Source organism: Roseivirga seohaensis (assembly GCF_001592945.1).
Lineage (GTDB): Bacteria > Bacteroidota > Bacteroidia > Cytophagales > Cyclobacteriaceae > Roseivirga > Roseivirga seohaensis.
Map to the genome: position 1 here is coordinate 340,156 of NZ_LRPB01000049.1, position 26,128 is coordinate 366,283.

Below are 26,128 nucleotides of genomic sequence, written 5' to 3' on the forward strand. Positions count from 1 at the left end.
GTTAAAATAAAGAATAGATAAATGGAGATAATGCAGAACCTCCTCCGAAAACAATTAAAAAACCCAGAAGCAACAGCACCAATACTATTGGCATTAACCAATACTTTTTGCGTTGCATGAGGAATTTCGATAAATCTCTTAGCACTGACATATTATTTTTTCTTAGTTAAAAGGAATTCCCCTAAAAATAGATAATCCATTTCCGTTTTCATAAAACAGCGATAAGCATCTTCAGGAGAACAAACTATGGGTTCATCTTTAACATTAAAACTTGTATTGATTAAAAGAGAGTTACCTGTCAGTTCTTTAAAGGCTTTCAGAAGCGGCCAGAAGTTTGGATTTGTGGTTTTATCTACGGTTTGAATGCGAGATGAATAATCAACATGCGTAATGCCAGGGAAATTGGATTTCTCTACTCTGCTTTTCTCTACAATAGAAAGTTGCTGAAAGTTATCGGGGAGCTTTTTCTGAAACTCATCCTTAATCTGAGTAACTAAGCCCATGTATGGCGAAACCTCAGACATCTTAAAATAATTCACTAAATCCTCTTCCAACATTACAGGTGCAAATGGGCGGAACGATTCCCTGAATTTTATTTTTCGATTTACGGTTCTCTGAATATCTGGGGACTGTGGGCTGGCTATTATACTTCGCGCTCCAAGGGCTCTTGCTCCAAACTCCATTCTACCTTGCATCCAACCGATAACTGCTCCTTTTACCAATAGACTGGCTGCTTTTTCATAAAGTGTTGTTTTGCTTTCAATCCTTTCAAAGTCAACGTTTTTAGCTAATAAGAATGCTTCAATATGTTGAGTGGAGTATGCTGGCCCTAAGAATGAAATTTTGTTTTTTAAGAACTCTTCTTTTACTCTAGGTACCTCATTTTGCAAATAATAGCTTGCTAAGGCTGCTCCACCTGCGCTGCCAGAGTCACCAACTGCTGGAGGTACAAATACGTTATCAAATATACTCTCTTGTAAAAGCCGTCCGTTCGCTACACAATTATAGGCAACTCCCCCAGCAAGGCATAGGTTTTTCATTCCTGTAATCTTTTTGGCTTCGCGGGCCAAGTTCAATACGGCCTCTTCGGTAATGTCCTGAGCGGCAAGTGCAAAATCGCAATGTTTTTGCTCAATTGGTTCGTCTTCTTTTCTAAGCGGTATTTCGAATAGTGTCTCCCATTTTTTAGAAGAAATCATTCTTTCGCCATAAAGAAATTCGAAGTAACGCATGTTAAGCTGAATTGAGCCATCTTGATGTAGATCAACCAACTCTTTCTCTATTCTTTGTCGGTAAAATTTATAGTTGTCACTTTTATGATCACCGTATGGAGCCAGCCCCATCATTTTATATTCTCCATCATTTACCTTGAACCCGAGGTACTGGGTGAAAGACGAATAAAGTAGGCCTAATGAATGAGGAAAATGTTGCTCTTTCAGGACTGTGATTTCATTGCCTTTAGCACGAAAAATTGAGGTAGTGGTCCATTCACCTACACCATCGATGGTTAGGATAGCGCTTTCGTCAAATTGAGAGGTGTAATATGCCCAAGCAGCGTGCGAGAGGTGATGTTCAGAAAATAGAATTTTGCAATTCTTGTGCTTCCCTCTTGCTACCTCATTCAAACCTTCTTTCAATAACTTTTTGAAGAAGATTTTATCTTTAATCCATTCGGGTATATGCTTTACGAATGCACCAATTCCTTTGGGAGCAATCGCATAAAACGTTTCGAGAATTCTTTCAAATTTTATAAAGGGCTTGTCATAGAAAACTATTTTCTCCACATCCTCAAAACGTATTTGGGCATGGTCTAAACAGAATCGAATAGCATGAATAGGAAATGAAGGGTCGTGTTTCTTTCGAGTAAATCGTTCTTCTTGGGCGGCAGCCATAATTAGCCCATTACGGATTATGCATGCTGCTGAATCATGGTAATAAGCGCTTATTCCTAGTGTATACACATCGCGAAGATATTAAATAATCAACTGCGCCAAAACCGCAGCAGCCGCACCCAATAAAGAAACCGAAAATTTCTTCCAATTAAGTTTGTGGTGCGGGTCACTTTCAATAAAAATAGTAGTGGAAATTTGAAGAAAACTACCCGCAACTACAGCGAAGAAAATGATCAAGTATTTTTCGGGCAATAGATTGGAATGACTAAAATACTCTGAAGTAATTAAGCCCAAAGGAGAGCTGATAGCAAAGATGAACAATAGGCCAAATGCCTTGTACTTGTTTTTAAGTTGAGCTACCAATAATGCCATAAGCGCCAATGAGGCAGGTATTTTGTGCATTACAATGCCTAGCAATATTTTAGGGGAACTACCATGACTATATACCGAATCAGGGCTGTGGTTAGAGTGCAACGAATCCGTTAGAATAGAACCTTCCAAAAATGAATGCAGTACTAGTGCAATCAGCAAATAGGTTACAGGAACTCGCGTATGAATATGGGTGTGACCATGTTCTACTCCGTTAGAAAAATTTTCTAATATTTTCTGAATAAAGAATCCGATAAGGATATAAAGCCCAAGGTTAAATGGGTCTTCTCCGCTCATAAATATATCTGGAATCAGATGTATTACTGTAACAGAGAATAAATATGCGCCAGCAAAAACAAGAAAGTAGCGGATTTTGGTTTCGCTGAAAGTTGCATTACCTAAAATGAAAAGGCCCGGTACAAGGGCGCAAAGCAATAAAATCGTGACGTTTATTAGCAAATTTGAAAATCGTTAATGCAACAGCATTGCAAATATGATAAAGAAAATCGAATTTTCATTTAAATAGTTCCCGATTGGTTATAGTCTTATTGTTGGTTTATGGTTTTTCCTTTTAGGCCAGGTGAAATGTAAGTTTGAGTATTTCCATCTTGGTCGGAGTATATAAAGTAGGCTTCCAAGTTCGAGTTACTTTCTATCATTTCTTTTGCTTTCTCTAAACCCATGGCCATTGAGGCGGTAGCATATGCATCGGCATACATACAAGTGGGAGCAACTACAGTAGCGCTTAGAAGAGTAATCATTTTCGGGTAGCCAGTTTTCGGGTCAATGGTGTGGGCTACTTTTTTTCCATCTACTATTTTGTAATTACGGTAGTTACCAGAAGTCGCCATTCCGTGATCTTCTAATTGAATGGCATCGAAAACACCGCCAACGCGATTTTCATCCGGTACTTCAATGCCAATGGTCCATGTTTCACCAGAATCGTTTTTGCCTTTGGCGCGTACTTCGCCACCAATTTCAACCATAAAGTTTTGAATGTTCTGTGCCTTTAAGTACTCCGCTACTACATCAATTGCTTGACCTTTTGCAATAGCCGAAAAGTTAAGTTTCAGTTCAGGAATGGTTTTGATTACTTCTTCGTTAGTGAAACTTACTTTTTCAAAACCTACATATTTCAAAACTGAATCTACTTGACCGCTGTCAAGCGAAACGCTTTTCCCATCACCAAAGCCCCAAGCGTCAACCAATGGGCCAACCGTTGGATCGAAATAACCTCCAGATGCTTTATACACTTCCTTACTGGCAATAAGTACTTCTGAAAAGTACGGATAGCTGAAAGTTGCCCTTCCTTCTTTATTGAAGATTGAAATTTCAGAATCGGGGATGTAAGTAGAAAGCGACTGGTTGAAGTCGGCCAAAAGTGAATCAATTTCCTTTTTGAAATTCCTGAGGTCTTCGTCAATATACTTAATGTTGTAAGCAATAACGCCCATTGTGGTGCCTTGAACCAACACCATTTTTGGTTTTTGGCTCTCACGGTATTTCCAAACTGCAAAAATTGCAATTACTAACACGAGTAGGTATATTCTAGACCTTTGATTCTTGTCCATTATCTCAAAATTTGAGCAAAGATAATGAGTGCTTTTGCTCTAAATAAGGTTAAAGAGTAAAAGATTGATTAAGTGAAAAAAACTAACTGCTATCTTAGCAAAAAGATTGGTGAATGCGCGAAGACTATTTAAATGCTGAAGATGACCATCTCAACCCCGAAGAAAAGGATATTGAGAGAGCACTGAGGCCGCTGAGTTTTGAAGACTTTACGGGGCAACACAAAATTGTTGAGAACTTAAAAATATTTGTTCTGGCAGCGAAAGGGCGTTCAGAACCTTTGGATCATGTGCTATTACATGGCCCTCCGGGGTTGGGTAAAACCACCCTATCACACATTATTGCCAATGAACTCAAATCCGATTTAAAGATTACTTCTGGGCCAGTGCTCGATAAGCCTAGCGATTTGGCTGGTTTACTGACCAATTTGGAACATGGCGATGTGCTTTTCATTGATGAAATCCACAGGCTGAACCCTATTGTGGAGGAGTATCTGTATTCCGCGATGGAAGATTACCGCATCGATATTATGCTTGATTCTGGGCCAAATGCGCGTTCAGTTCAAATTGCATTAGAGCCATTTACATTAATCGGAGCCACTACAAGGTCGGGTTTATTGACTTCGCCACTGCGTGCGCGTTTTGGTATAAATGCCAGATTGGAATACTACGATGCGAAATTATTAACCACCATTGTACAGCGTTCCTCGGATATTCTCAATACACCAATTGACGATGATGCAGCCTACGAAATTGCTCGAAGGAGTAGAGGAACCCCGCGTATTGCGAACAACCTTCTGCGCAGAACAAGGGATTTTGCTCAAATCAAGGGAACAGGAACGATTACCAAAGCCATAAGTGAAATGGCATTAAACGCCTTGGACGTTGATTCGCATGGTTTGGACGAAATGGATAATCGTATTTTGCTCACAATTATCGAGAAATTCAAAGGCGGGCCAGTGGGGATTTCAACCATTGCTACGGCAGTAGGTGAAGAGGCCGAAACCATAGAAGAAGTTTATGAGCCTTTCTTAATTCAAGAGGGTTACCTTAAGCGAACCTCCCGCGGTCGCGAAGCAACAGACTTGGCTTATAAACATTTGAATCTTAAACCCCTTGGCGGACAAACAGGTAATTTGTTTGATGCTTAGTTAAGGTTTATGCTGTTTTAACAACACACCCCTAGCCCCTCTCGAGAGGGGAATGGTTTTGAGGTATAGCAGATATTTTCAGCCTAAAGCGGAATGCTTTTTATGTGTAAAGGCTGAGTTATTAACTGACAAATTATTCCCTCCTAGAGGAGGGCAAGGGAGATGAGAGGTGACTGAACACTAAAAACAGAAGCTCATTTTAAGAAATTTAGGATTTAAACTAATTGCAAAATATTAACACAAATACCACCATCGTCAAACAAACGGCTCAAAAACTAGGCTTTGATTTCTGTGGTATTTCCAAAGCAGAGTTTTTGGCCGATGAAGCCCCACGCTTAGAAGCTTGGCTTAAAAAAGGTAATCATGGTGAAATGCACTATATGGAAAACCATTTCGATAAGCGTTTAGACCCTAGTAAGCTGGTGCCGGGAGCTAAATCTGTGGTTTCACTACTCTATAATTATTATCCAGAAAAGGATTTGGCCGAACAACATCCCGATCACTTAAAACTCGCTAAATACGCTTATGGAGAGGATTATCATTTTGTGATTAAAGATCGACTGAAAACCTTTATGTCGATTTTAAAGGAAGAAATTGGTGATGTAGAAGGGCGCGTGTTTGTAGACTCGGCTCCCGTAATGGAACGCCAATGGGCAGCTAAAAGTGGTTTAGGTTGGTTAGGAAAAAACACTTTGCTTATTAATAAAGGGCGAGGCAGTTATTTCTTTTTAGCTGAATTGATTATTGATTTAGAGCTTGAGTCTGATGGTCCAATCAAAGATTATTGTGGAACCTGCACTAGATGTATAGACGCTTGCCCTACAGATGCAATTACCCCTTATGAAGTAAACGCAAACAAATGCATTTCTTACTTAACCATTGAGCTGAAAGATCAGATTCCCGATACTTTTCAAGGTAAAATGGATAACTGGGTTTTTGGCTGTGATATTTGCCAAGAGGTGTGTCCATGGAATCGGTTCTCAAAACCCCATTCAGAACCTGCCTTTCATCCTAAAAATGAGCTGTTAGAATTATTTAACAATAATTGGCAAGATTTAACAGAGGAGGTTTTTAGGTCAGTTTTTAAAGGTTCGGCAGTAAAACGGACTAAGCTAGAAGGTCTAAAAAGAAATATAATAATGGCAAAAAAATAGCCCATTGCTAAGGCTGCAATGGGCGGTGTTATTCAATAATTTTATTTAGCGAGTAAAAACTGTTCTTCGAGAACATTTCCGTATAAGTGCCCAAATTTTGCGTAGCACCACCGTTTTAATTCTTCTAATTCATCTCCGATTACGGAATGAATAGCCTTTCTCAACTCTTTTTCAAACAGCTTCTTGTCGAAGCTCACCTTCGCGAGGATAGTTTTGAAATATTCCAACATGTCAAGATCGTTTAATTGGTTATGAATCTAATGTGCCTGCCGCACGTAGTTACGAACGAAGCGATGAAGATTTAGTTACCCCAAAAATTTAAATTATCTTTAAATCCTCTTCGTTTGAGGAGAAGCGAATATAATAAATAGACATGAGAATTACCAGTTCAAAATTCATTCTTGTCGCCTGTCTCATATGTTTTGGCTTGGTGGCAAAGGCGCAATCGACTACTATTGAATTAGGGCCTGATGAAGTGGGCCTCAATCAGCTTTTTACAATTAAAGTAACGGTGTTGAATGGAAAGCTGAAATCGTATACAGACTTCCCGAATATTGATGGTTTTGCCAAAAGAGGAACTTCTTCTAGTAGCAGCACGAGCATAATTAACGGGCAAGTGAGCTCTTCTCAGAGTATTATTCAACGTTACCTTCCTTTAGAAGAGGGTACTTACCAGTTAGAAGACTTTTCACTTGAGGTAAACGGAGAAACGGTGTCTTCTAAAGGTAAGAAAATCAAAATTACACCACCAGTGGAAACAAGAAGAAATACGGGCAGAACGCCATATGGCCATAGTCCGTTTGACAATTTGTTTGGAGAAGACAAAGATCCTGAGTTTGTGGATATAAAGGAAGATGCCTTTTTGGCCCTTACCACGGATAAAGACGAAGTATATTTAGGAGAAGGCTTTACCGCCACATTTGCTTTTTACGTTGCCGATGATAACAGAGCTCCTTTACAATTTAGTGATCCCGGTACTCAATTATCTGAAGTGTTGAAAACCCTACGCCCTACAAATAGCTGGGAAGAGAACTTTAATATTGAGAATATTGCTCCTGAGAAAGTGAATGTTGGTGGAAAGGGTTATACAAAATACAAAATCTATCGGGCCACATATTATCCGCTTAACCTCGATCCAATAGTTTTCCCTTCCGTGCCTTTCGAAATGATAAAATATCAGGTAGCCAAGTCACCATCTTTCTTCGGAAGAGACAGGAAAGAAGACTTCAAAACCTTTTATACTAAAGAAAAGACCGTGAAGGTAAAACCTCTGCCTCCACATCCGCTTAAAGAGTCAGTAGCTGTAGGGGAGTTTTTCTTAGATGAAAAAATGAACAAAAGAACGTTAGAAACTGGTGGTAGCTTTGAATATACCTTCGGAATTTATGGAGAGGGAAATATTTCGGGAATTACTGCACCAAAAATTCCTAGTAATAAAGCCATTGAATTCTACCCTCCAGACGTGAGCCAAGATATAAGTCGTAACAATAGTAGAGTAACGGGCTCAAAAAAGTTCACCTATTATGGTTTGCCAAATGAACCGGGCGAGTACAATATGGGAGATTATTTTAGTTGGGTATACTTCAACCCAAAAACAGCGAAATACGATACGCTTAAATCTGAAGTGAAGTTTGAAGTGACTGGTGAAAGCAAAAAGAACATTTCAATTTCTTCAGTCGATTTAGGCTCGTTTTACGACTCAATCGAAGATAAATCGAATAAATTAGAGAGTATGACTGAAGATAAAACCATGCAAATACTGGCTAATATTTTAATATTGGCTATGTTCGCGGGCGCTGGTTTTATCTACTTTAAAAAATAAATGGGAAACAGTTTCGGTAATCTTTTCAGAATCCATACCTACGGTGAATCGCATGGAAAGGCTTTGGGTGTAATCATTGATGGCTGCCCAGCGGGTTTGCTTATTGATGAAGCGTTTATTCAATCAGAATTAGATAGGAGAAAACCTGGTCAGTCTAAAATTACAACCCAAAGAAAAGAAGCAGACGAGTTTGAAATCGTTTCAGGTGTTTTCGAAGGGAAGTCTACAGGAACACCCATTAGTATTATTATCCGAAATCAAGATCAGAAGAGCAAAGACTACTCGCACATAGCGGATAAGTTTCGGCCTTCGCATGCCGACTATACTTTCCATACAAAGTATGGTATTAGGGATTATAGAGGCGGAGGAAGAAGCTCTGCGAGAGAGACGGTTGCACGTGTTGCGGCCGGAGCCGTTGCTAAACTTTTTCTCAAGCACCACAGCATTTCATTCTATGCTTATGTGTCTCAAGTAGGCCACTTAAAACTCGATAAAGATTATACTCAACTCGACCTCACAAAAATCGAAGACAATATTCTTCGTTGCCCTGACCCGGAAATGGCCGATAAAATGATCGAGTTAATTGACCAAACACGTAAAAACCGCGATACCATTGGTGGAATTGTTACAGGAGTGATTCAAGGGGTTCCGGCCGGTTTGGGCGAGCCAGTTTTTGATAAACTTCATGCCGAAATAGGCAAGGCCATGCTATCTATAAATGCGGTAAAAGGCTTTGAATATGGAAGTGGTTTTGAAGGAGTAAAACTCAATGGTTCGGAACATAATGATGAGTTCTATATGGACAATAACTTAGTGAAAACCAGAACAAATTACTCTGGTGGTATACAAGGGGGCATATCGAACGGGCAGGATATTTACTTCAATGTAGCTTTCAAGCCAGTGGCTACCATCATGACCGACCAAGAGAGTATTAATGAGGCGGGCGACAGGGTTACGGTTGAAGGGAAAGGCCGTCACGATCCTTGTGTAGTATCGCGTGCAGTACCTATTGTTGAAGCAATGGCTGCTTTGGTAATTGCTGATTATTTGCTAATTAGCGAGACTAATCGAATTTAGACTATCTCCCAATATATATGAAAAAGCTTCCTCTTCATGTCAAAATAATGATCGGACTTTTGGCCGGTGTTATCTGGGCATTTATATCAAGTGCATTAGGTTGGAATGAATTTACCACTAATTGGATCGATCCTTTCGGACAGATCTTTATTAGAATGTTGAAGTACATCGCTGTGCCGTTGGTGTTATTCTCAATCATTGGCGGTATTTCCGGGTTAAAGGACTTGTCTAAGTTGGGTCGAATGGGTGGGAAAACTTTATCCTTCTATTTGGTAACCACTATTTTTGCTGTAGGTATTGGTTTAATTCTAGTAAATGTTATCAGACCAGGTGATTTTATTGATGAAGAACAAAGAATTAAAAACCGTTTACAATACGAAGAATGGGTTTCTGCTACGGATGGAGTAGAAATTTTAGATGGGAAACACTACTTAGATGATCCTAAGTATAATGGGCTTGATTTCCGCAAGGAAATGACCGAAGCCGAAAAGAAACTGGTAGAAGAAAAGAAAGCAACGGCTGAAGAAAAGAAGGATGAAGGACCGCTTTCGTTCTTAGTCGATATGGTTCCTGAAAACATTATTTTATCCCTTTCTAATGATAAATTGATGCTTCAAGTGATTTTCTTTGCCATCTTCTTTGGAGTTTGTTTGGCGCTAGTGCCAGACGAAAAAGGGGCAGGCTTAAAGAACTTTGTTGACGCCACAAATGAGGTATTCCTTAAAATGGTAGACCTCATCATGAAGTCAGCACCATTCTTTGTTTTTGCATTATTGGCTGGTGTTATTTCCAAAATGGCCGATACACCAGGAGAGGTTCTGCAAATATTTAAAGGCCTAGCCTCATACTCTGTAACATTAGTAATTGGGCTTCTTTTCTTGATTTTTGTTTTTTACCCTCTAATTGTCAAGGGTTTTGTTAAAAGCCTGACTTATAAAAAGTTCTTTCAAAAAATTAGTCCAGCTCAGTTTTTAGCTTTCTCTACCAGTTCTAGTGCTGCTACTTTGCCAGTAACAATGGAGTGCGTTGAAGATAATCTAGGGGTGTCTAAAAACGTTTCAAGTTTCGTGTTGCCTATTGGTGCAACAGTGAATATGGATGGTACTAGTTTGTACCAAGCCGTAGCTGTTGTGTTTATGGCGCAAATGCATATGGTGGATTTATCTGTAACACAACAGCTTACCATTGTTCTTACTGCAACTTTGGCGTCAATTGGTTCGGCAGCAGTGCCAAGTGCAGGTATTGTAATGATGGTTGTGGTACTTCAATCGGTAGGCTTGAATCCTGCTTGGATCGCTATCATTTTCCCTGTAGATAGGCCTTTGGATATGCTTAGAACAGTAGTGAATGTAACTGGTGATGCCACCGTAGCTACTTTGGTAGCCAAATCTGAAGACGAATTAAAGGAAGACTGAGAAACTTTTCGAGTACCTTTGTAGTTCAAAAGGACTAGACAGTTAGATATGAAAGCGGTAAATATATACATGGAGGCTAACCCCAACCCAAATTCAATGAAATTTGTGGTGAATTTTATGCTTCTGCAAGAAGGCGTTAGTTTTGACTATCCAAATATGGAGTCTGCAAAGGATTCTCCATTGGCTCAAGAACTATTTAAAATTCCTTCAGTAGAAAGAGTTTTCTACATGAGTAACTTTATTACAGTAACTAAATCTGAATCGGTAGAGTGGCCAGAAATTCAGAACGGAATTAAAAATGTAATTAAGCCTTACTTAGAAAATGACAAGCCTTTAATTCTTCAGGAATTAGATAAAGATCCATTGTTTGATGAGAACGACTCTGAAGTTGTAAAACAAATAAAAGGTATTCTGGACGAATACATTCGCCCTGCGGTTGAACAAGATGGTGGAGCTATTGGCTTTGCTTCTTTTAATGATGGAGTGGTGAAGGTAAACCTTCAGGGTTCTTGCAGCGGATGTCCAGCCTCAGCGGTTACCTTAAAATCTGGTATTGAAAACTTGCTGAAGAGAATGCTTCCAAATGATGTGAAAGAAGTGGTTGCAGAAGGCGTTTAAAAGAATTAAACATATTGAAGTTATATTTAAGGTGATTCGAAAGGATCACCTTTTTGTTTGAGTATCACTTAGATTTTGAAACTCTATTTAATAAATAATATGAAAGCGAACATCAAGAAAATAGCAGTGTTAACCTCTGGGGGCGATGCCCCAGGAATGAATGCAGCTGTCAGGGCAGTGGTTAGGTCTAGCGTCTATTATAACCTCGATGTTTATGGAGTATATAAAGGCTATGATGGTCTTATTAATGGAGATATAGAACAGCTTCAAGTACGATCAGTATCCAATATCCTAAGTAGAGGAGGGACGTTTTTGTTATCTGCCAGAAGTGAAGAATTCAGAACAAAAGAAGGGAGATCAAAGGCCTATGATAATTTCAAAGCAAATGATCTAGATGCGTTAGTGGTAATTGGTGGTGACGGTTCATTTACTGGTGCTGATGTTTTTAGCCAAGAATATGATGTGCCTGTATTAGGGATTCCAGGCACTATTGATAATGACTTGGCGGGCACAGATTTCACTATTGGATATGATACTGCCTGTAACACAGCTACTGAAGCTATTGATAAAATAAGAGACACTGCCTCTTCTCACGAAAGACTTTTCTTTGTAGAAGTCATGGGCAGAGACGCTGGCTTTATAGCCGTAAACTCGGGGATAAGCGGTGGTGCTGTTGCAATGCTATTGCCAGAACACAATTGGGGAATTGATGATTTGATCAGAAGACTCCAAAGAGGGGCGTCTAGCGAAAAGGCCTCTAACATTGTCATCGTAGCCGAGGGTTGTAAACTTGGTTCTGCTTATGACATAGCAGCCAAAGTAAAAGCTCAGTTAGATTACTTTGATATTCGTGTCACAGTTTTAGGGCATTTACAGCGAGGTGGTTCGCCTACAACCTCCGATAGAGTTCTTGCTAGCAGGTTAGGTGTTGCGGCTGTTGAGGGCTTGTTAAATGGGCAATCCAATGTTATGGTAGGGGTGGTTAATAGTAACGTGGTTTATACGCCCATCAGTGAGGCGGTTAAAACCATTAAGAAAATTGATGCTGAGGAATTTAGGATTGCTAAAATTCTTTCGATCTAGTTAAGCTTTTTCTTCATGAGTTCTTTCACTCGAAGAATTTAGAATTGGGCCAGCTTGCTGGCAAACTACCTCCTAAATATTCTACATAAGGCAATTAAACAAAAAAGCCCAGCAAATGCTGAGCTTTTTGAAGTAGTCCGTAGGGGAATCGAACCCCTGTTGCTGAGATGAAAACCCAGTGTCCTAACCCCTAGACGAACGGACCCTTAATAGTGCAGAGGAGGAGGGATTCGAACCCCCGGTACCTCGCGGTACAACGGTTTTCAAGACCGCCGCATTCGACCACTCTGCCACTCCTCTGTGTGTGATCTCCCGTTTGGGACTGCAAAGATAGTGGTAATTTTATTTTTGCAAATAGCCAAGGCAAAATTATTTATCATTTGCTTCACGAATTTCCATTTTGGCCTTGTCGATAGCCGCATTCATTTCAAATCCTACTAGTAAAATGAGGGAAATTATGAATAGCCAAAGCATTAACACCAACAATGCCCCAATCGAGCCATAAAGCTTATTGTAATTGCCAAAATTGTTAACGTAATAAGAGAAACCAAATGAAGAAACAATAATTGCCAAAGTTGAAAATACTGACCCTATGCTCAGGAAATGCCATTTTTCGTGGATTGCCGGAGCCCAATAGTATATGGAAGATATGGCGATTTGAAATATAAGGTAGAGAAATACAAACCTCAAAATAAAGACTAAATCTACAGAAATATTGTCATTGATGATGGCTCTGATTTCCGAATCAAGGATCATTTGTTGGCCTACAATAAGCAGTGCAATCGAAATGATAAAAGATAGCGCAAGAATGAAAATTAATATAGTAGCAATGAATCTAATGGAGAAAAAGCCTCTAGTTTCATTGGTTTTATAGCAAGCATTAAATGCACTCATTAGTGAGGTCATACCATTGGTAGACAGAATTAGTGTAAGAATAAAACCGACTGAAAGTAGTCCGCCACGCTGTTTACTGATAATGTCGTGGATCGTGGTTTCTGCTGCGTTGTATAAATTCGAAGGTAATATGTCTTTCAAAAATCCTATGATCTCATCGTTGGTGAGTTCAGGGAAGAAGTTTTGAATGTAGGGCGTTAAGGTAAATAGAAATATAATTGCCGGAAAAATGGCCATCGTGAAACTAAATGCTACCCCGTTGGCGCGATCTAGAATTTCATCATTTGACATTTTTCTGATAAAGATCAGAATGGCGTCATAAAGACCAATTTTGTCTTTCCCTAGCTTTATTTTCTGAAGAAAGGCTACCAGTTTAAGGTAATACTTGTTTTCAAATACAAATTTTAGAATTCTATTTTTCATCAAAATAGGGTTCTAATACTTGAACTAATTCTTTTGGTGCCTTGGTAAGTTTATTGGATTCCATATTCACGAAAACCAACGTAGTCATGCCTTCATTAATAAGGTCATTTTGTTCGTTTCTTATTTCGTAATTGAAGCGCATTCTTACTTTCGGTATTTCTGGTATGGTCACTTTAATAGTAAGCAGCTGGTCATATTTAGCTGGGCTATGATATTTGCTGTAGTTTTCATGTACAGGCATCATAATTCCCGCTTTTTCCAATTCACCATAACTGAACCCGATTTGTTTCAACGCTTCTACTCTTGCTACTTCGTAATACATAGCATAGTTGCCGTAATAGACATAAGCCATTTGGTCTGTTTCGGCATATCTTACCCTAATTTGGGTGGAAGCAGTATACATTATCTGAATATTCTTCTTTCGTTCAGTGCTTTTTGGAACAAGGCTGCATTCTTATTATGCTGAACCAATGTTTTGGCGAACCTGTGATACCCAGAAAAATCTTCTTTGGCACACATATAAATATAATCATGCTTTTCGTAATTCAATACAGCATCTATAGAAGAGATGGTGGGTAAGTTAATTGGCCCAGGAGGTAAGCCTCTATTTAAATAAGTATTGTATGGGCTTTGAACTCTCTTGTGCTCATTCAACACCCTTTGAATTGTAAAGTCACCCAAGGCATAAACTAAAGTGGGGTCGGCCTGAAGCGCAATATTTCTTTCAAGTCGGTTGAGGTAAAGCCCTGCAATTGTTGGGCGCTCGTCATTTTTTATACTTTCGGCCTGAACAATAGAAGCTAAAACGGATACCTGAACAGGCGTTAAGTCTAATGTTTTTGCTTTTGCCAATCTGTCTGCCGTCCAAAATTTCTTATGTTCTTCGGCCATTTTTGAGAATAATTCCTCAGGCTTAATTGTCCAGTATACCTCATAGGTATTGGGCAAAAACAAGGTCATTACATTTTCTGTATTTACTCCATATTTTTCCAAGAAGGCATCATCATTTAAGAGTGTTTCAAATTCAGTTGGTTGAATACCAGTATTGTCAGTGATTTTTTCAGCCAGTTCATGTTTCAACCTAACATTATTGAAAGTAATTCTAACAGGCATTTGATCGCCTGCTCTGAGCATTCTTACCGCTTCAAGGTTCGACATACCAGACTTCAAGTAATAAACTCCAGGTTTTACCAAATCTTGGTAACCCATGGTTTTTGATACAAAACTGAATGATATAGGATCATTGATGATGTTGGCATCGTAAAATTTGTTTCGTACTTCATCAAATCCTTCACCATATTCAATTGTAATAGAAGTATCGGCTTGCTCAATAAGAATATTGGCCCCGTAAAACATTTGGTAGAAATAAAAACTAAAGGAGGTGAGGAGTACCGAAAACACCACCATTGCTAACAGGAAAATCTTTCTTTTCTTCATTGGGTTACAAAAATAGGGTTTTTGTCATAACTTCGATTCGTTAAATGAAGACTAATGCAAGCCGAATTAATAAGACTTTATCCTGAGAACCCTGAACAGGAAAAAATCGATTATATCGTATCGGTTTTGAGAGACGGGGGAGTAATTATTTACCCAACCGATACAGTATATGGTATTGGTTGTGATTTTTCGAATACCAAAGCAGTAGAGCGGGTTTGTAAAATCAAAAACGTAAAACCCCAAAACCTTTCATTTATTTGTTACGATTTGAGTGAGATTTCTGAATACGTAAAACAGCTTAGCACTCCCGTGTTTAAAATGATGAAGAAGGTACTTCCAGGGCCTTATACCTTTATTTTAAACTCCAACAGTAGTGTGCCGAAAATCTTGAATGCCAAGAAGAAAACGGTGGGGATTAGAGTGCCTAACAATAGTATTCCGCGTCTTTTGGTAAAAGAACTAGGGCGGCCAATCATTACTTCTTCTATTCAGGGTGAAGACGATGTGATTGAATACTCAACTGATCCGAGTTTGATTTTCGAGAAGTACGAAAACCTTGTAGATATTGTAATTGATGGGGGTTATGGAGGTAATGTGCCTTCAACCGTTATTGATTGCTCTAACGACCAATTCGAGATTATTAGAGAAGGTTTGGGAGAGACTGAAGGGTTGTTTTGATGCAGAACATTCTCATAGAACTTCATTATTTACCCTCTATCGCTTACTTTTCTGCGCTTTATAAAGCAGATGAGATATACATCGCAAGCCAAGGGCGGTTTGAAAAAAGAACTTATTTAAATCGAAGTACAATTTTAACCTCGAATGGCCCGCTTGACTTATCGGTGCCTGTGTTTGGTGCGAATAAGAGAATTCCAATTCAGGAAGTTAAAATCGACTATCACGAAAAATGGGTGAACAATCATTGGCGTGCCATTCAGTCTGCCTATGGTAAATCGCCTTTCTTTGATTTCTATTCAGAAGAAGTAAAGGATATACTGTATTCTAGCCCAAGTCATTTATTTGCCCTTAACAAGTCATTACTGACAATGTGTCTCAAGTTTCTGCAAATTGACAAACCTGTGATTTGGCAAGAAAACATTGAAAAAATTACTAAACCCGATTTAATGGATATGAGGGGGGATATTCACCCTAGAAGGCCAATCTCGGAACTGCTTTGGTTCGACCCAAAACCTTATCAACAGATATTTGGCAGTAACTTTGTTTCAAACCTTAACATCTTAGATCTTTTGTTTTGTACAGGCCCAGAAGCCTTAGAGGTTTTAAAGCGGTCAGTTGTTAGTTCATTGAACAAATAATCTTTTGATTACGTTTTGTGTTAGATCGTAAATAGAAAATACTATATTGATCTATCCTATAATAATTAGAACAAGCCATTCAGAAAGGAATAAATGGAAGCTAAATTTTCGAATAGAGTAAAAGAAGTCATTTCGCTGAGCCGTGAGGAGGCGCTTCGTTTGGGTCACGATTATATTGGCACGGAGCACCTTTTGCTAGGAATGATCAGAGAAGGAGAAGGCATCGCGGTGGGTATCTTGAAAAAACTTGGTACTTCGCTAGAAGAATTGCGAGAATCAGTGGAACGTGCAACCAAAGGTACGGCCAATCATAATGTCAAGAATTTGGCAAATATTCCGCTTACCCGTCAATCAGAAAAAGTACTTAAAATCACTTATTTAGAAGCAAAAATCTTTAAGAGCCAATTGATTGGTACTGAGCATTTGTTGCTTTCTATTTTAAGAGACGAAGACAATATTGCCACTCAGATTTTAGAAAAATTTGATGTGAACTACGAGGTTGTAAAGGAAATGCTGGAATACCAGACAGACAATGAAACACCATTGGCATCATCTGACACAGATGATTCTGATGACGATTCTTCAAAAATGTTTGGAGGCGGATCGGGAGCTTCTTCCGATAAGCCAGGCCAAAAAGGCACTGAAAAATCGCGCACGCCTGTGCTCGATAACTTTGGTCGCGACCTGACCAAATATGCGGAAGAAGATAAGCTCGACCCGATTGTGGGGAGAGAGAAAGAAATTGAGCGTGTAGCTCAAATCTTAAGTAGAAGAAAAAAGAACAATCCGATTCTTATTGGAGAGCCAGGCGTGGGTAAATCTGCTATTGCCGAAGGTTTGGCTTTAAGAATTATTCAGAAGAAAGTGTCGAGAATACTGTTCAATAAAAGAGTAGTAACGCTCGATTTGGCATCTCTTGTAGCTGGTACTAAATACAGAGGCCAGTTTGAAGAGCGAATGAAAGCTGTAATGAACGAGCTTGAAAAGTCGCCTGAAGTGATCCTGTTTATTGATGAGCTGCATACCATTGTTGGCGCAGGTGGGGCATCGGGTTCGCTAGATGCTTCTAACATGTTTAAGCCAGCCTTAGCTCGTGGCGAAATTCAATGCATTGGAGCGACAACTTTGGATGAGTATCGTCAGTATATCGAGAAAGATGGTGCTTTAGCGAGACGTTTTCAACAAGTAATGGTGGATCCAACTACAGTTGAGGAAACCGCTATGATTCTTGAAAATATCAAAGAAAAGTATGAAGAACACCACCATGTAAATTATACTCCAGAGGCAATTAAGGCCTGTGTAGCGCTTTCTGATCGTTATATTTCTGATCGTTTTCTGCCAGATAAGGCCATAGACGTTTTAGATGAAGCGGGTGCAAGAGTACACATCAACAATATCCATGTACCAGATGATATTGTTAGTTTAGAGGCTGCCATTGAGGATATTAAGAAAGAAAAAAATCGAGTAGTTAAAAGTCAGAAATACGAAGAGGCTGCTCAATTAAGAGATAAAGAAAAGAAACTCATTGATCAGCTTGATAGAGCGAAGGCCAAATGGGAAGATGAAAGTAAAGCGAAGCGCTATACAGTTGATGAAGAAAATGTAGCCGAAGTTATCGCTATGATGACGGGTATTCCTACAAAACGAATTGCACAAAAAGAGCAATCAAAACTGGTAGGAATGGGCGAACAACTTAAGAAACGCGTAATTGGTCAGGATGAGGCAATTGCTAAATTGACCAAAGCGATTCAGCGTACCAGAGTTGGCCTAAAAGACCCAGGAAAGCCAATAGGAACCTTTGTTTTCTTAGGTCCTACTGGTGTTGGTAAAACAGAATTGGCCAAGGAGCTTTCAACCTATTTATTCGACAAAGAGGATTCTTTGGTAAGAATAGACATGAGTGAGTACATGGAGAAATTCTCGGTATCTCGCTTGGTAGGAGCGCCTCCGGGCTATGTGGGTTACGAAGAGGGAGGTCAGCTTACTGAGAAAGTAAGAAGAAAGCCTTACTCTGTGGTGTTGCTCGATGAAATTGAAAAAGCACACCCAGATGTTTTCAATATTCTATTACAGGTATTGGATGATGGTATTCTTACAGATGGTTTAGGCCGAAGAGTGGATTTCAGAAATACCATCATTATTATGACTTCGAATATTGGAGTACGTGACCTGAAGGATTTCGGAACTGGAATTGGTTTTAGCACTCAGTCGAGAAAGGAAAACGAGGACGCTGTAATGAAAGATACCATTCAACGTGCTTTGAAAAAGACTTTCAGCCCTGAGTTTTTAAACCGTTTGGATGATGTGATTATTTTCAATTCTTTAGGAAGAGAAGACATTCACAAAATCATCGATATCACACTCAGTAAATTATTTACCCGTGTTGAAGAAATGGGTTATAAAATTGAGTTGACCGAAAAAGCTAAGGATTTCTTGGCCGATAAAGGTTTTGACCCTCAGTTTGGTGCCAGACCTTTGAACAGAGCAATTCAGAAATATTTGGAAGATCAAATTGCTGAAGAAATTCTGAAAGGAAGCGTGAATGAAGGTGATACTCTTGTTGCCGACTACAGCGGAGAAGGTGAGGCCTTAACGTTGAAAACAAAGAAGAAAAAAGCGAGTAAAAAGAAAGAAGAAGGGCCTAAAGAATAAATAGGTGTACTTCGCTAAATATATGAAAACCCCGGCCTTTGGTTGGGGTTTTCTTTTGTTCGTCTTGGGGTGAAAAAAGAAAAGGAGCCCCGTATGAACTCCTTATCAACCAAAACATATTTGTATCAAATCATTTTTACGAAGGGATTTGAAAACTTACAATTCTGTAACGAACCCTAAATGCTCTAACGTATTTAAAAAGTTCGATAATTTATTAACGATAACCTCCCTCTCCTTGCCAAGGGCTTACAACTTGAGGTTCGTTTCCGCTTGGTCTTTTGCGGAAAACTTCGTGAAGATGATTCTGTCAAAAAATTGCTGTTGCTCTAGTGTACTTATTGCCCTAATCGAAGCATAATAACTTGCTTTGACCTGCCATTAATGAAGGTTAAAAAATAAGCAGGTATAAGTGACTTTTGCCAAAAAGCCTGTCATAGATAAAATGATTTGCCATAAGACTGAAGGGCTTTTTAAGTGAAAATATTCTTACTATCAATCATTTTTTATTTGAACATTGCAGGCATTTACTATCTTAATAAGATATGAGGGAAATACAGAAAATTGAACTGAGACAACTTGAAATTAGTGACTTCAAAAACTTAACCGAATCTATGAAAGCGGCCTACGAAAATTGGTCGGGAGGCTGGTGGGACGAACATCATATTCAGAAACTCATAGATATTTTTCCTGAAGGTCAGTTGGTGATTGTAGCCGATGATGAAATAGCAGGTTGCGCGCTAAGCTTAATTGTAGATTATGACAAGTTTGGGGACAACCACACTTATGCGAAAATAACTGGCAACTACACTTTTTCTACCCACGACCCTAATGGCGATGTAATTTATGGTATCGAGGTGTTTATAAAGCCTGACTTTAGAGGCTTGCGCTTGGGTCGAAGACTTTATGATGCCCGTAAGGAGCTTTGCGAAAACTTGAACCTAGAGGCGGTTGTTTTTGGTGGTCGAATTCCGAATTATCATAAATACTCAAATGAGCTTACCCCAAGGCAGTACATAGATAAAGTAAAGTTAAAGGAACTATACGATCCAACCCTGACCTTCCAGCTGAGCAATGATTTTCACGTAAACAAGGTGATTAAAGGCTACATGCCGGGTGATGACGAGTCGGAGGATTATGCAGTACTTTTAGAGTGGAACAATATCTATTATGTTGAGCAAGAGCCGCAACTTAGTGATCAGAAGACAGTAGTTCGCTTAGGGCTAATTCAATGGCAAATGCGCCCGTACAATGGAATTGATGAGCTTTTCGAGCAGATTGAATTTTTTGTCGATGCCGTTTCGGGTTACAAAAGTGATTTCGCTTTATTTCCTGAATTCTTTAATGCCCCTTTAATGGCAAAGTACAATCATCTTTCTGAGGCTGAAGCCATTCGTAAGCTAGCAGAGTTTACCGATGAAATTAGAGAGCGATTTTCCAAATTGGCGATTAGCTACAATGTAAACATCATTACAGGCAGTATGCCTAAAATGGATGGTCCTAAGCTATATAATGTTGGCTTTTTATGCCGAAGAGATGGTACTTTTGAAGAGTATACAAAAATGCATGTGACTCCAGATGAGGCCAAGTATTGGGGCTTAACGGGCGGAGATACCATTAAAGTTTATGAAACTGATTGTGGCCCAATCGGTGTGTTGATTTGTTATGACGTGGAATTTCCTGAGCTGCCAAGAATTTTGGCCAATGATGGCATGAACATACTTTTCGTTCCGTTCCTGACTGATACCCAAAACGGATACTCCCGTGTACGCTATTGCGCTAGAGCAAGGGCAATTGAAAACGAATGTTACGTGGCCATTGCGGGTTCGGTAGGTAACCTTCCTAAGGTTGAAAACATGGACATTCAGTTTGCACAGTCAGTGGTTTTTACTCCCTGCGATTTTGCTTTCCCAACCACAGGAATTAAAGCCGAGGCCACGCCAAATACAGAAATGATTTTAGTAGCCGATGTAGATTTGGACTTGCTCTGGACGCTACATAACAAGGGTGCAGTTCGTAACTTGAAAGACAGAAGAACGGATGTTTATGATATTCAACTGAAAAAGAAATAAGTATTGAGAACACCATTAGTAATCGGAGGCAAGCAAATATTGCCAGGTCAGGAGACTAAAATCAATATTAATATTGCGCGGCTCCCATCACATTCACCAATTGATTTACACATTACTGTGGCTCGGTCGGAAATTGACGGGCCTACTTTGCTCCTCAGTGGAGGCATGCACGGTGATGAAATTAACGGTACCGAAATTGTCCGCAGAATTATTGAAAAAGACCAGCACATACCACGAGTGGGAACGGTGATCTGTATTCCCATCATTAATATGTTTGGCTTTATTCACTTTAGCCGCTATGTGCCCGATGGCAAAGATGTGAACAGGTCATTTCCGGGAAATAAAAATGGTTCTTTGGCCGCTAGGGTAGCCCATTATCTCACTACAGATATAATTCCTAAAATAGATATGGGTTTAGACTTCCATACGGGAGGGGCCGACCGCACGAACTATCCACAAATACGGTGCGCACTGAAGGAACCTAAAAATCAAAAGATTGCTGAAATTTTTCAACCTTCATTTATTTTAAACAGTCCGTTTAGACCTAAATCTATGCGCCAAACTGCGGCTAAAATGGGCAAGCAAATATTGGTGTATGAAGGAGGCGAATCGGCCCGATTTGATGAATTTGCAATTCAACAAGGTATAAACGGGGCTTTAAGGGTAATGAAACATTTAGGTATGCGCGAACGCGCACCAGAAGCACCACATGTCACCAAAACTATCAATAACTCATCGTGGATTAGAGCGAAAACCTCAGGTGTTTTCTTAACAATGGTTCCGTATGGTTCCGAAGTAGAGAAAAACCAGCTTATCGGTCATATCAGTGACCCTTTTGGGGGTTCGAAAATTAAAATTAAAAGCCCTGTTTCAGGCTATGTGATAGGTTTGAATAACAATCCAATCGTTCACCAAGGAGATGCCCTAATGCACATAGGGGTAAGAAAGTAAAAGAGAAAAATCAGCATGGAGAAGGAAGTGAAATCGTGGGAGCAACTGGCTGAATTAATTGCTTCTTCCGATCAAGAGGGTATTCATGATTACATGGATGAAAATAAGTCGGAAGACATTATTCATGCTTTTAGCCATTTGAACAGAGCCGAGCAGAATGATTTGCTGGGGTTAATGAGTGCCGAAGATGGCGCAAGCTTACTGGAGCGAATTCCACAATCTCAAGCAGTTCAACTGATCGAAGATGTTGAAACTGAAACAGCGGCTTCTATTCTAAACCAACTCTATTCCGATGAGCAAGTAGATATTATTTCTGAACTGGATGACGATGATGCACACGCCATTTTGGAGGAAATGTATCCAAAAGAAGCAGAGAACATTCGTAGACTGATTCATTACGACTCAGACTGTGCTGGAGGTGTAATGATCACGGAATATTTGGCCTTTGAATGCACCGAAACGGTGGGTGAAATCACCACCAAACTCCGTGATAATTCTGAAGAATACGAGGGCTATAATGTTCAATATATTTATGTGGTGGACAACGGAGTGTTTGTGGGTGTACTTCAAATGCGTGATTTACTGCTTTCAAAAGCCTCAGTTCCTCTTTCAAAAATTGTGATTAAAAATGCACTTACGGTAAAAGATACCGACCATCTCACCGACCTCATCAGTTTTTTCGATAAATACGATTTTTATGGGGTACCTGTAGTAAACAATGATAATGTGCTACTCGGTATTGTAATGCGTAAGCATGTAAGAGAGGCAGAAAACGATCGTTTTAATACGGAGTTGTTAGAAACTCAAGGTATTGTGGGCGGGGAAGAACTGCGTACCATGCCCGTTTTACTTCGTTCACGTAGAAGGCTTTCTTGGCTGAGTGTTAACATTCTATTGAATATAATTGCCGCCAGTGTAATCGCTTTTTATCAAGACACTCTGCAAGAAGTAATTGCTTTGGCTGTTTTTCTTCCTGTGATCTCAGATATGAGTGGCTGCTCTGGTAACCAAGCCGTAGCCGTAAGTTTAAGAGAGCTTTCGCTTGGGGTGGTAAAGCCTTATGAGTTAATGAGGGTGCTTTGGCAAGAAGTGAAAGTGGGCTTGATTAACGGAGTAGTGCTTGGTGCACTGATTGGTTTGGCAGCTTTCTTTTGGCAGGGCAATGCCTATTTGGGTTTAGTTGTAGGTGGTGCTTTGGCCATTAACACCGTGGTAGCTGTGGCTATTGGAGGTACAATTCCATTGTTTTTAAAGAAAATGAAAGTGGATCCAGCTTTGGCTTCCGGCCCAATTTTAACCACTGTTACCGATATGCTCGGTTTCTTCCTAGCCCTAACTTTCGCGGGTTTGGCGCTGGCGCATTTGGTTTGATAACTCAGAAAATACCTTAATCTTCTTAATTTTTGTAAACAGTAAATATGTCTCGCACATCTTCAAGCATGCTAGCACTGGGAACAACGGCTCCTGACTTTAAATTGCCAGATACTGTTTCTGGTAAAATACTTTCTTTGGCTGAGTTGAAATCTGACAAAGCCACAGTGATTATGTTTATCTGCAATCACTGCCCTTTTGTAAAGCATATAGACGAAGGAATTGTAGCTTTAGCGAAAGATTATAAAGTAAAAGGCGTGTCTTTTATAGCCATTAGCTCAAACGATGTTGAAAACTACCCGCAAGATTCTCCTGAGTTAATGAAAGTAGAGGCCGAAAAAGTGGGTTATACTTTCCCTTATTTGTACGATGAAAGCCAAGACGTGGCCAAAGCATATCAAGCAGCCTGTACGCCCGATTTCTACCTGTTTGATGCCGAATTGAAATGTGTGTACCGCGGCCAATTAGATGATTCCCGACCAGGGAATAGTCAGCCTGTAACGGGCAAAGATTTACGCTCTGCCTTAGATTGCGTGCTGAATAACGAGAAAATTGATTTTGAACAGCGACCAAGTTTGGGCTGTAATATCAAATGGAAAGTAGGGTAGAAGGTATCCATTAATCAACCCTCCAAGGGTTTCAAACCCTTGGAGGGTTCTTTGCTAACGACTGCGACTATGAAGCAGGGTTCTTAGCTTGAATAGCCTTAATAATCATTTCAGAATGCACTCTTGTGTTTTCAATAAACAGCGTGCTCGTTTGCATTCCAGAATTGATTACTCCAGCCACATATACATTTGGCAAATTGGTTTCTAAAGTGTCTGCATTATGCACAGGGACTTTCAATTCATCTTCCGAAACATCAATACCCAACGCTTCGAATAAAGCATAATTGGGTTTGTAGCCAGTCATGGCCAAAACGAAATCGTTCTCAATCGTTAATGGTCCGTCTGGCGTATTAATGTGAACTTCGTTTTCTGTAATTTCAGTAACAGTGGAATTGAAATAGGCTTTGATTGCACCTTCTTTAATTCTGTTGATGATATTCGGTCGAATCCAGTACTTCACTTTAGGGTAAATTTCTGACTCACGAATGACCATCGTCACTTCCGCTCCTTTGTAATAGGTTTCTAAAGCCACATCGCAAGCCGAGTTGGCCGAACCAATTACCACCAGCTTTTGGTCTACATAAGGATGAGGGTCGTCATAAAAATGCTTCACTTTCGGTAAGCTTTCTCCTGGAATATTCAAGAGCCGGGGCGTATCATAAAAACCAGTAGCCACGATTACATAATTAGCGGTGTAGATGCCTTTGCTTGTCTCGATGTGATACACTTCGTTTTCAGGAGTCATGCGATCTACTTTTGTGTAGGGTTTTATGTTCAATTTCCAGCTTTCCTGAACCCTTCTAAAATATTCTAAGGCCTCTCTTCTTGTAGGTTTATCGGTATGCGAAATAAAGGGTACGCCACCAATTTCTAACAAATTGGAGGTGGAAAAGAATGTCATATTGGTAGGGAACTGATAGATGGAATTCACCAAAGTTCCTTTTTCCAACACCACGTAATTTAAGTTGGCTTTTGTGGCTTCAATAGCGCAATTAAGTCCGATGGGGCCGCCTCCTATAATTACTAAATCAAAATGGTTTTGCATGGTAATCAAACTGCTTCGGGAATAAGATGGTTCATGGAATTCTGGGTTTATAAAGCCAGATGGTAATTCCTATTGTAATGCAGTTTCTAATCTAGAAATGGAATCACAATAAGTTTTTATTCGATGATATCGATCCCAATGGGTGGAGTCTTTTTCAATCAATGATTCCGCGTCTAATATAGCTGATTTGTAATCTTTCAAATTAATATAGGAATAGGCTCGCCATTCTAATGCTGACGGACTTCCATAAGGTGACTCCCTTATCGCAGCGGAGAATGACTCAATTGCATGCTTAAAGTTATCCATTGAGAATAATAGCTTTCCTTTCTCTAACTGATAAACCGACTTGTGATCTGTATCTTTCTCAATAAGAATGTCTAAATACTTGATTCCTTCAGTTAAAGACCCTGAGGTTTTAAGAGTTTCCAAAGTATCCATATAAGAATTGTGATTCTGTAGTCGATCATTGGCTGAACTCGGAGAATTATTTCGTATATCATTAATTTCCTCTAGCAAATCAATAGGCTGATGGAGTTGTTTGTATACATAAGCACAACCGAAAATAGCAGCTAGCAATAAAACCCCAATAAATATACTTTGCTTTTTCATTACTCTAATTACTCACGACTAGTTCATTGTCTAGCTGTTACCAGACTACTATTGAAAAAACTCAAACTTTTAATTTGGCTGGATTTTGACGGCTATCCCAAAAAACCAACAGTTTTATTTCTTTCAGTTTAATCCTATAATACAAACTGATTTGTTTGGTGACAACGGCACGGTAGACTTCTTTCTTTTTGGAATATAGATATTGTTTGGGATTACGTGATATAAAACTGATGACTTCATCTGTTCGGTTTAGAAAACTATTGATTTCATTTGCTGTCCAGTTTTCTTCAAGATATTCAATCACCATAGCATAAGTTATTTCTGCTTCTGGCAACCATTTAACAGAATAATTCACTTTTGGTGTTTTGCTCTGATCTCGCTCATTACCTCGTAATGTGGTCTTCCTTTTCCCTGTTCTGATTGGGCAATGGCGCGGTCAATTGATGCTTGTATATTAGGGTCTAAGTCATCCCACCAGTCTTGTTTTTTATCGGCATCGATCATTTCATTGACAAGCATTAAAAAACGTTCGTTTGCTTGATCAATATAATCATGTATCCTTTGTTTTATTTGTATGCTGTTCATCTTTTTCTCTTTTATTCAA

General features: G+C 39.4%; 26 protein-coding genes and 2 tRNA genes. 14 read left to right on the forward strand and 14 right to left on the reverse strand.

The genetic code is table 11. The features are described 5' to 3' along the window. Position 1: 1 nt before the first annotated feature. The 4 genes from AWW67_RS19155 to AWW67_RS18415 all read right to left on the reverse strand — a co-directional run bounded on the left by AWW67_RS19155 (position 2) and on the right by AWW67_RS18415 (position 3,832). Entirely contained in the window at positions 2-151 is a 150-nt protein-coding gene (locus tag AWW67_RS19155; protein WP_221405281.1) for a DUF5989 family protein, read from the reverse strand. A 1-nt stretch (position 152) separates the two neighbouring features. Continuing rightward, on the reverse strand, positions 153-1,961 hold the full coding sequence (locus AWW67_RS18405; RefSeq protein WP_062303627.1) for a carbamoyltransferase family protein: 1,809 nt from the start codon (positions 1,959-1,961) through the stop codon (positions 153-155). Between the two features lie 12 nt (positions 1,962-1,973). Further along, the gene (locus AWW67_RS18410) at positions 1,974-2,720 is read right to left on the reverse strand and encodes a ZIP family metal transporter (protein WP_071387179.1); all 747 of its coding nucleotides are present in this window, start codon (positions 2,718-2,720) and stop codon (positions 1,974-1,976) included. 86 nt (positions 2,721-2,806) lie between these two features. Further along, positions 2,807-3,832 (reverse strand): FAD:protein FMN transferase, encoded by a 1,026-nt coding sequence (locus AWW67_RS18415; RefSeq protein WP_062303629.1) that lies wholly within the window; start codon positions 3,830-3,832, stop codon positions 2,807-2,809. A gap of 113 nt (positions 3,833-3,945) precedes the next feature. Between AWW67_RS18415 and ruvB the strand changes: the two genes are divergently transcribed. Then, on the forward strand, positions 3,946-4,980 hold the full coding sequence (gene ruvB, locus AWW67_RS18420; protein ID WP_062303631.1) for a Holliday junction branch migration DNA helicase RuvB: 1,035 nt from the start codon (positions 3,946-3,948) through the stop codon (positions 4,978-4,980). 224 nt (positions 4,981-5,204) lie between these two features. Further along, positions 5,205-6,134 carry a tRNA epoxyqueuosine(34) reductase QueG gene (gene queG, locus AWW67_RS18425; protein WP_062303632.1) on the forward strand — a complete coding sequence of 310 codons (930 nt, stop codon included), beginning with the start codon at positions 5,205-5,207 and terminating at the stop codon, positions 6,132-6,134. Between the two features lie 41 nt (positions 6,135-6,175). Here the strand turns inward: queG and AWW67_RS18430 are convergent, their stop codons facing one another. Continuing rightward, positions 6,176-6,364: a hypothetical protein gene (locus AWW67_RS18430; RefSeq protein WP_062303634.1), complete on the reverse strand. Its 189-nt coding sequence runs from the start codon at positions 6,362-6,364 to the stop codon at positions 6,176-6,178. A gap of 143 nt (positions 6,365-6,507) precedes the next feature. Here AWW67_RS18430 and AWW67_RS18435 point away from each other — a divergent pair, with 143 nt between their 5' ends. The 5 genes from AWW67_RS18435 (at position 6,508) to pfkA (ending at position 12,149) form a co-directional block, all read left to right on the forward strand. After that, the gene (locus AWW67_RS18435) at positions 6,508-7,956 is read left to right on the forward strand and encodes a BatD family protein (RefSeq protein ID WP_062303636.1); all 1,449 of its coding nucleotides are present in this window, start codon (positions 6,508-6,510) and stop codon (positions 7,954-7,956) included. After that, positions 7,957-9,033, forward strand: a complete 1,077-nt coding sequence (gene aroC, locus AWW67_RS18440; RefSeq protein WP_062303637.1) for a chorismate synthase — start codon at positions 7,957-7,959, stop codon at positions 9,031-9,033. It begins immediately after the preceding gene. Positions 9,034-9,050: 17 nt separating this feature from the next. Beyond that, positions 9,051-10,448 (forward strand): dicarboxylate/amino acid:cation symporter, encoded by a 1,398-nt coding sequence (locus AWW67_RS18445; RefSeq protein ID WP_062303639.1) that lies wholly within the window; start codon positions 9,051-9,053, stop codon positions 10,446-10,448. A gap of 48 nt (positions 10,449-10,496) precedes the next feature. Continuing rightward, on the forward strand, positions 10,497-11,066 hold the full coding sequence (locus AWW67_RS18450) for a NifU family protein (RefSeq protein WP_062303640.1): 570 nt from the start codon (positions 10,497-10,499) through the stop codon (positions 11,064-11,066). 99 nt (positions 11,067-11,165) lie between these two features. Beyond that, a complete protein-coding gene (gene pfkA / locus AWW67_RS18455) occupies positions 11,166-12,149 on the forward strand; it encodes a 6-phosphofructokinase (RefSeq protein WP_062303642.1) in 984 nt (327 codons plus the stop codon). 133 nt (positions 12,150-12,282) lie between these two features. Here the strand turns inward: pfkA and AWW67_RS18460 are convergent. From AWW67_RS18460 to mltG, 5 genes are all read right to left on the reverse strand, one after another. Then, positions 12,283-12,354: transfer RNA gene (locus AWW67_RS18460), tRNA-Glu, on the reverse strand. Positions 12,355-12,364: 10 nt separating this feature from the next. Beyond that, positions 12,365-12,449 (reverse strand) — tRNA-Ser (locus AWW67_RS18465). A 69-nt stretch (positions 12,450-12,518) separates the two neighbouring features. After that, a complete protein-coding gene (locus AWW67_RS18470) occupies positions 12,519-13,466 on the reverse strand; it encodes a YihY/virulence factor BrkB family protein (protein ID WP_053222540.1) in 948 nt (315 codons plus the stop codon). Continuing rightward, positions 13,456-13,869, reverse strand: a complete 414-nt coding sequence (locus AWW67_RS18475; RefSeq protein ID WP_062303643.1) for an acyl-CoA thioesterase — start codon at positions 13,867-13,869, stop codon at positions 13,456-13,458. The genes AWW67_RS18470 and AWW67_RS18475 overlap by 11 nt, the downstream gene beginning before the upstream one ends. Then, positions 13,869-14,903: an endolytic transglycosylase MltG gene (mltG, locus tag AWW67_RS18480; protein ID WP_062303645.1), complete on the reverse strand. Its 1,035-nt coding sequence runs from the start codon at positions 14,901-14,903 to the stop codon at positions 13,869-13,871. Before mltG ends, AWW67_RS18475 begins: the two co-directional genes overlap by 1 nt. Before the next feature lie 54 nt (positions 14,904-14,957). Between mltG and AWW67_RS18485 the strand changes: the two genes are divergently transcribed. From AWW67_RS18485 to AWW67_RS18515, 7 genes are all read left to right on the forward strand, one after another. Beyond that, positions 14,958-15,581 (forward strand): L-threonylcarbamoyladenylate synthase, encoded by a 624-nt coding sequence (locus AWW67_RS18485; protein ID WP_053222543.1) that lies wholly within the window; start codon positions 14,958-14,960, stop codon positions 15,579-15,581. Beyond that, positions 15,581-16,219 carry a WbqC family protein gene (locus tag AWW67_RS18490; RefSeq protein WP_062303646.1) on the forward strand — a complete coding sequence of 213 codons (639 nt, stop codon included), beginning with the start codon at positions 15,581-15,583 and terminating at the stop codon, positions 16,217-16,219. Before AWW67_RS18485 ends, AWW67_RS18490 begins: the two co-directional genes overlap by 1 nt. 93 nt (positions 16,220-16,312) lie before the next feature. Then, on the forward strand, positions 16,313-18,871 hold the full coding sequence (locus AWW67_RS18495) for an ATP-dependent Clp protease ATP-binding subunit (protein WP_062303648.1): 2,559 nt from the start codon (positions 16,313-16,315) through the stop codon (positions 18,869-18,871). A gap of 611 nt (positions 18,872-19,482) precedes the next feature. Then, a complete protein-coding gene (locus AWW67_RS18500; RefSeq protein WP_375596908.1) occupies positions 19,483-20,940 on the forward strand; it encodes a carbon-nitrogen hydrolase family protein in 1,458 nt (485 codons plus the stop codon). Between the two features lie 3 nt (positions 20,941-20,943). Beyond that, complete coding sequence (locus tag AWW67_RS18505) at positions 20,944-21,891, forward strand: succinylglutamate desuccinylase/aspartoacylase family protein (protein ID WP_062303651.1); 948 nt, start codon at positions 20,944-20,946, stop codon at positions 21,889-21,891. Positions 21,892-21,906: 15 nt separating this feature from the next. After that, positions 21,907-23,262: a magnesium transporter gene (mgtE, locus tag AWW67_RS18510; RefSeq protein ID WP_062303652.1), complete on the forward strand. Its 1,356-nt coding sequence runs from the start codon at positions 21,907-21,909 to the stop codon at positions 23,260-23,262. A gap of 47 nt (positions 23,263-23,309) precedes the next feature. Beyond that, positions 23,310-23,870: a thioredoxin family protein gene (locus tag AWW67_RS18515; protein ID WP_062303654.1), complete on the forward strand. Its 561-nt coding sequence runs from the start codon at positions 23,310-23,312 to the stop codon at positions 23,868-23,870. A 67-nt stretch (positions 23,871-23,937) separates the two neighbouring features. Here AWW67_RS18515 and AWW67_RS18520 read toward each other — a convergent pair whose 3' ends face one another. The 4 genes from AWW67_RS18520 to AWW67_RS18535 form a co-directional block, all read right to left on the reverse strand. Then, positions 23,938-24,915, reverse strand: coding sequence for a YpdA family putative bacillithiol disulfide reductase (locus tag AWW67_RS18520; protein ID WP_062303655.1), 978 nt, complete (start codon positions 24,913-24,915; stop codon positions 23,938-23,940). 69 nt (positions 24,916-24,984) lie between these two features. After that, positions 24,985-25,524, reverse strand: a complete 540-nt coding sequence (locus AWW67_RS18525; protein WP_062303657.1) for a tetratricopeptide repeat protein — start codon at positions 25,522-25,524, stop codon at positions 24,985-24,987. 61 nt (positions 25,525-25,585) lie between these two features. Continuing rightward, positions 25,586-25,879 (reverse strand): type II toxin-antitoxin system RelE/ParE family toxin, encoded by a 294-nt coding sequence (locus tag AWW67_RS18530; protein WP_062303658.1) that lies wholly within the window; start codon positions 25,877-25,879, stop codon positions 25,586-25,588. After that, positions 25,876-26,109: a hypothetical protein gene (locus tag AWW67_RS18535; RefSeq protein WP_062303660.1), complete on the reverse strand. Its 234-nt coding sequence runs from the start codon at positions 26,107-26,109 to the stop codon at positions 25,876-25,878. Before AWW67_RS18535 ends, AWW67_RS18530 begins: the two co-directional genes overlap by 4 nt. Positions 26,110-26,128: the final 19 nt, after the last annotated feature.

Excerpts from the sequence above, each read along its gene's own strand:
- AWW67_RS19155 (WP_221405281.1), bottom strand. The coding sequence starts at position 151 with ATGTCAGTGCTAAGAGATTTATCGAAATTCCTCATGCAACGCAAAAAG.
- AWW67_RS18415 (WP_062303629.1), bottom strand. The coding sequence starts at position 3,832 with ATGGACAAGAATCAAAGGTCTAGAATATACCTACTCGTGTTAGTAATT.
- ruvB (WP_062303631.1), top strand. The coding sequence starts at position 3,946 with ATGCGCGAAGACTATTTAAATGCTGAAGATGACCATCTCAACCCCGAA.
- AWW67_RS18430 (WP_062303634.1), bottom strand. The coding sequence starts at position 6,364 with ATGTTGGAATATTTCAAAACTATCCTCGCGAAGGTGAGCTTCGACAAG.
- AWW67_RS18435 (WP_062303636.1), top strand. The coding sequence starts at position 6,508 with ATGAGAATTACCAGTTCAAAATTCATTCTTGTCGCCTGTCTCATATGT.
- aroC (WP_062303637.1), top strand. The coding sequence starts at position 7,957 with ATGGGAAACAGTTTCGGTAATCTTTTCAGAATCCATACCTACGGTGAA.
- AWW67_RS18445 (WP_062303639.1), top strand. The coding sequence starts at position 9,051 with ATGAAAAAGCTTCCTCTTCATGTCAAAATAATGATCGGACTTTTGGCC.
- AWW67_RS18450 (WP_062303640.1), top strand. The coding sequence starts at position 10,497 with ATGAAAGCGGTAAATATATACATGGAGGCTAACCCCAACCCAAATTCA.
- pfkA (WP_062303642.1), top strand. The coding sequence starts at position 11,166 with ATGAAAGCGAACATCAAGAAAATAGCAGTGTTAACCTCTGGGGGCGAT.
- AWW67_RS18470 (WP_053222540.1), bottom strand. The coding sequence starts at position 13,466 with ATGAAAAATAGAATTCTAAAATTTGTATTTGAAAACAAGTATTACCTT.
- AWW67_RS18475 (WP_062303643.1), bottom strand. The coding sequence starts at position 13,869 with ATGTATACTGCTTCCACCCAAATTAGGGTAAGATATGCCGAAACAGAC.
- mltG (WP_062303645.1), bottom strand. The coding sequence starts at position 14,903 with ATGAAGAAAAGAAAGATTTTCCTGTTAGCAATGGTGGTGTTTTCGGTA.
- AWW67_RS18485 (WP_053222543.1), top strand. The coding sequence starts at position 14,958 with ATGCAAGCCGAATTAATAAGACTTTATCCTGAGAACCCTGAACAGGAA.
- AWW67_RS18490 (WP_062303646.1), top strand. The coding sequence starts at position 15,581 with ATGCAGAACATTCTCATAGAACTTCATTATTTACCCTCTATCGCTTAC.
- AWW67_RS18495 (WP_062303648.1), top strand. The coding sequence starts at position 16,313 with ATGGAAGCTAAATTTTCGAATAGAGTAAAAGAAGTCATTTCGCTGAGC.
- AWW67_RS18500 (WP_375596908.1), top strand. The coding sequence starts at position 19,483 with ATGAAAGCGGCCTACGAAAATTGGTCGGGAGGCTGGTGGGACGAACAT.
- mgtE (WP_062303652.1), top strand. The coding sequence starts at position 21,907 with ATGGAGAAGGAAGTGAAATCGTGGGAGCAACTGGCTGAATTAATTGCT.
- AWW67_RS18515 (WP_062303654.1), top strand. The coding sequence starts at position 23,310 with ATGTCTCGCACATCTTCAAGCATGCTAGCACTGGGAACAACGGCTCCT.
- AWW67_RS18520 (WP_062303655.1), bottom strand. The coding sequence starts at position 24,915 with ATGCAAAACCATTTTGATTTAGTAATTATAGGAGGCGGCCCCATCGGA.
- AWW67_RS18525 (WP_062303657.1), bottom strand. The coding sequence starts at position 25,524 with ATGAAAAAGCAAAGTATATTTATTGGGGTTTTATTGCTAGCTGCTATT.
- AWW67_RS18535 (WP_062303660.1), bottom strand. The coding sequence starts at position 26,109 with ATGAACAGCATACAAATAAAACAAAGGATACATGATTATATTGATCAA.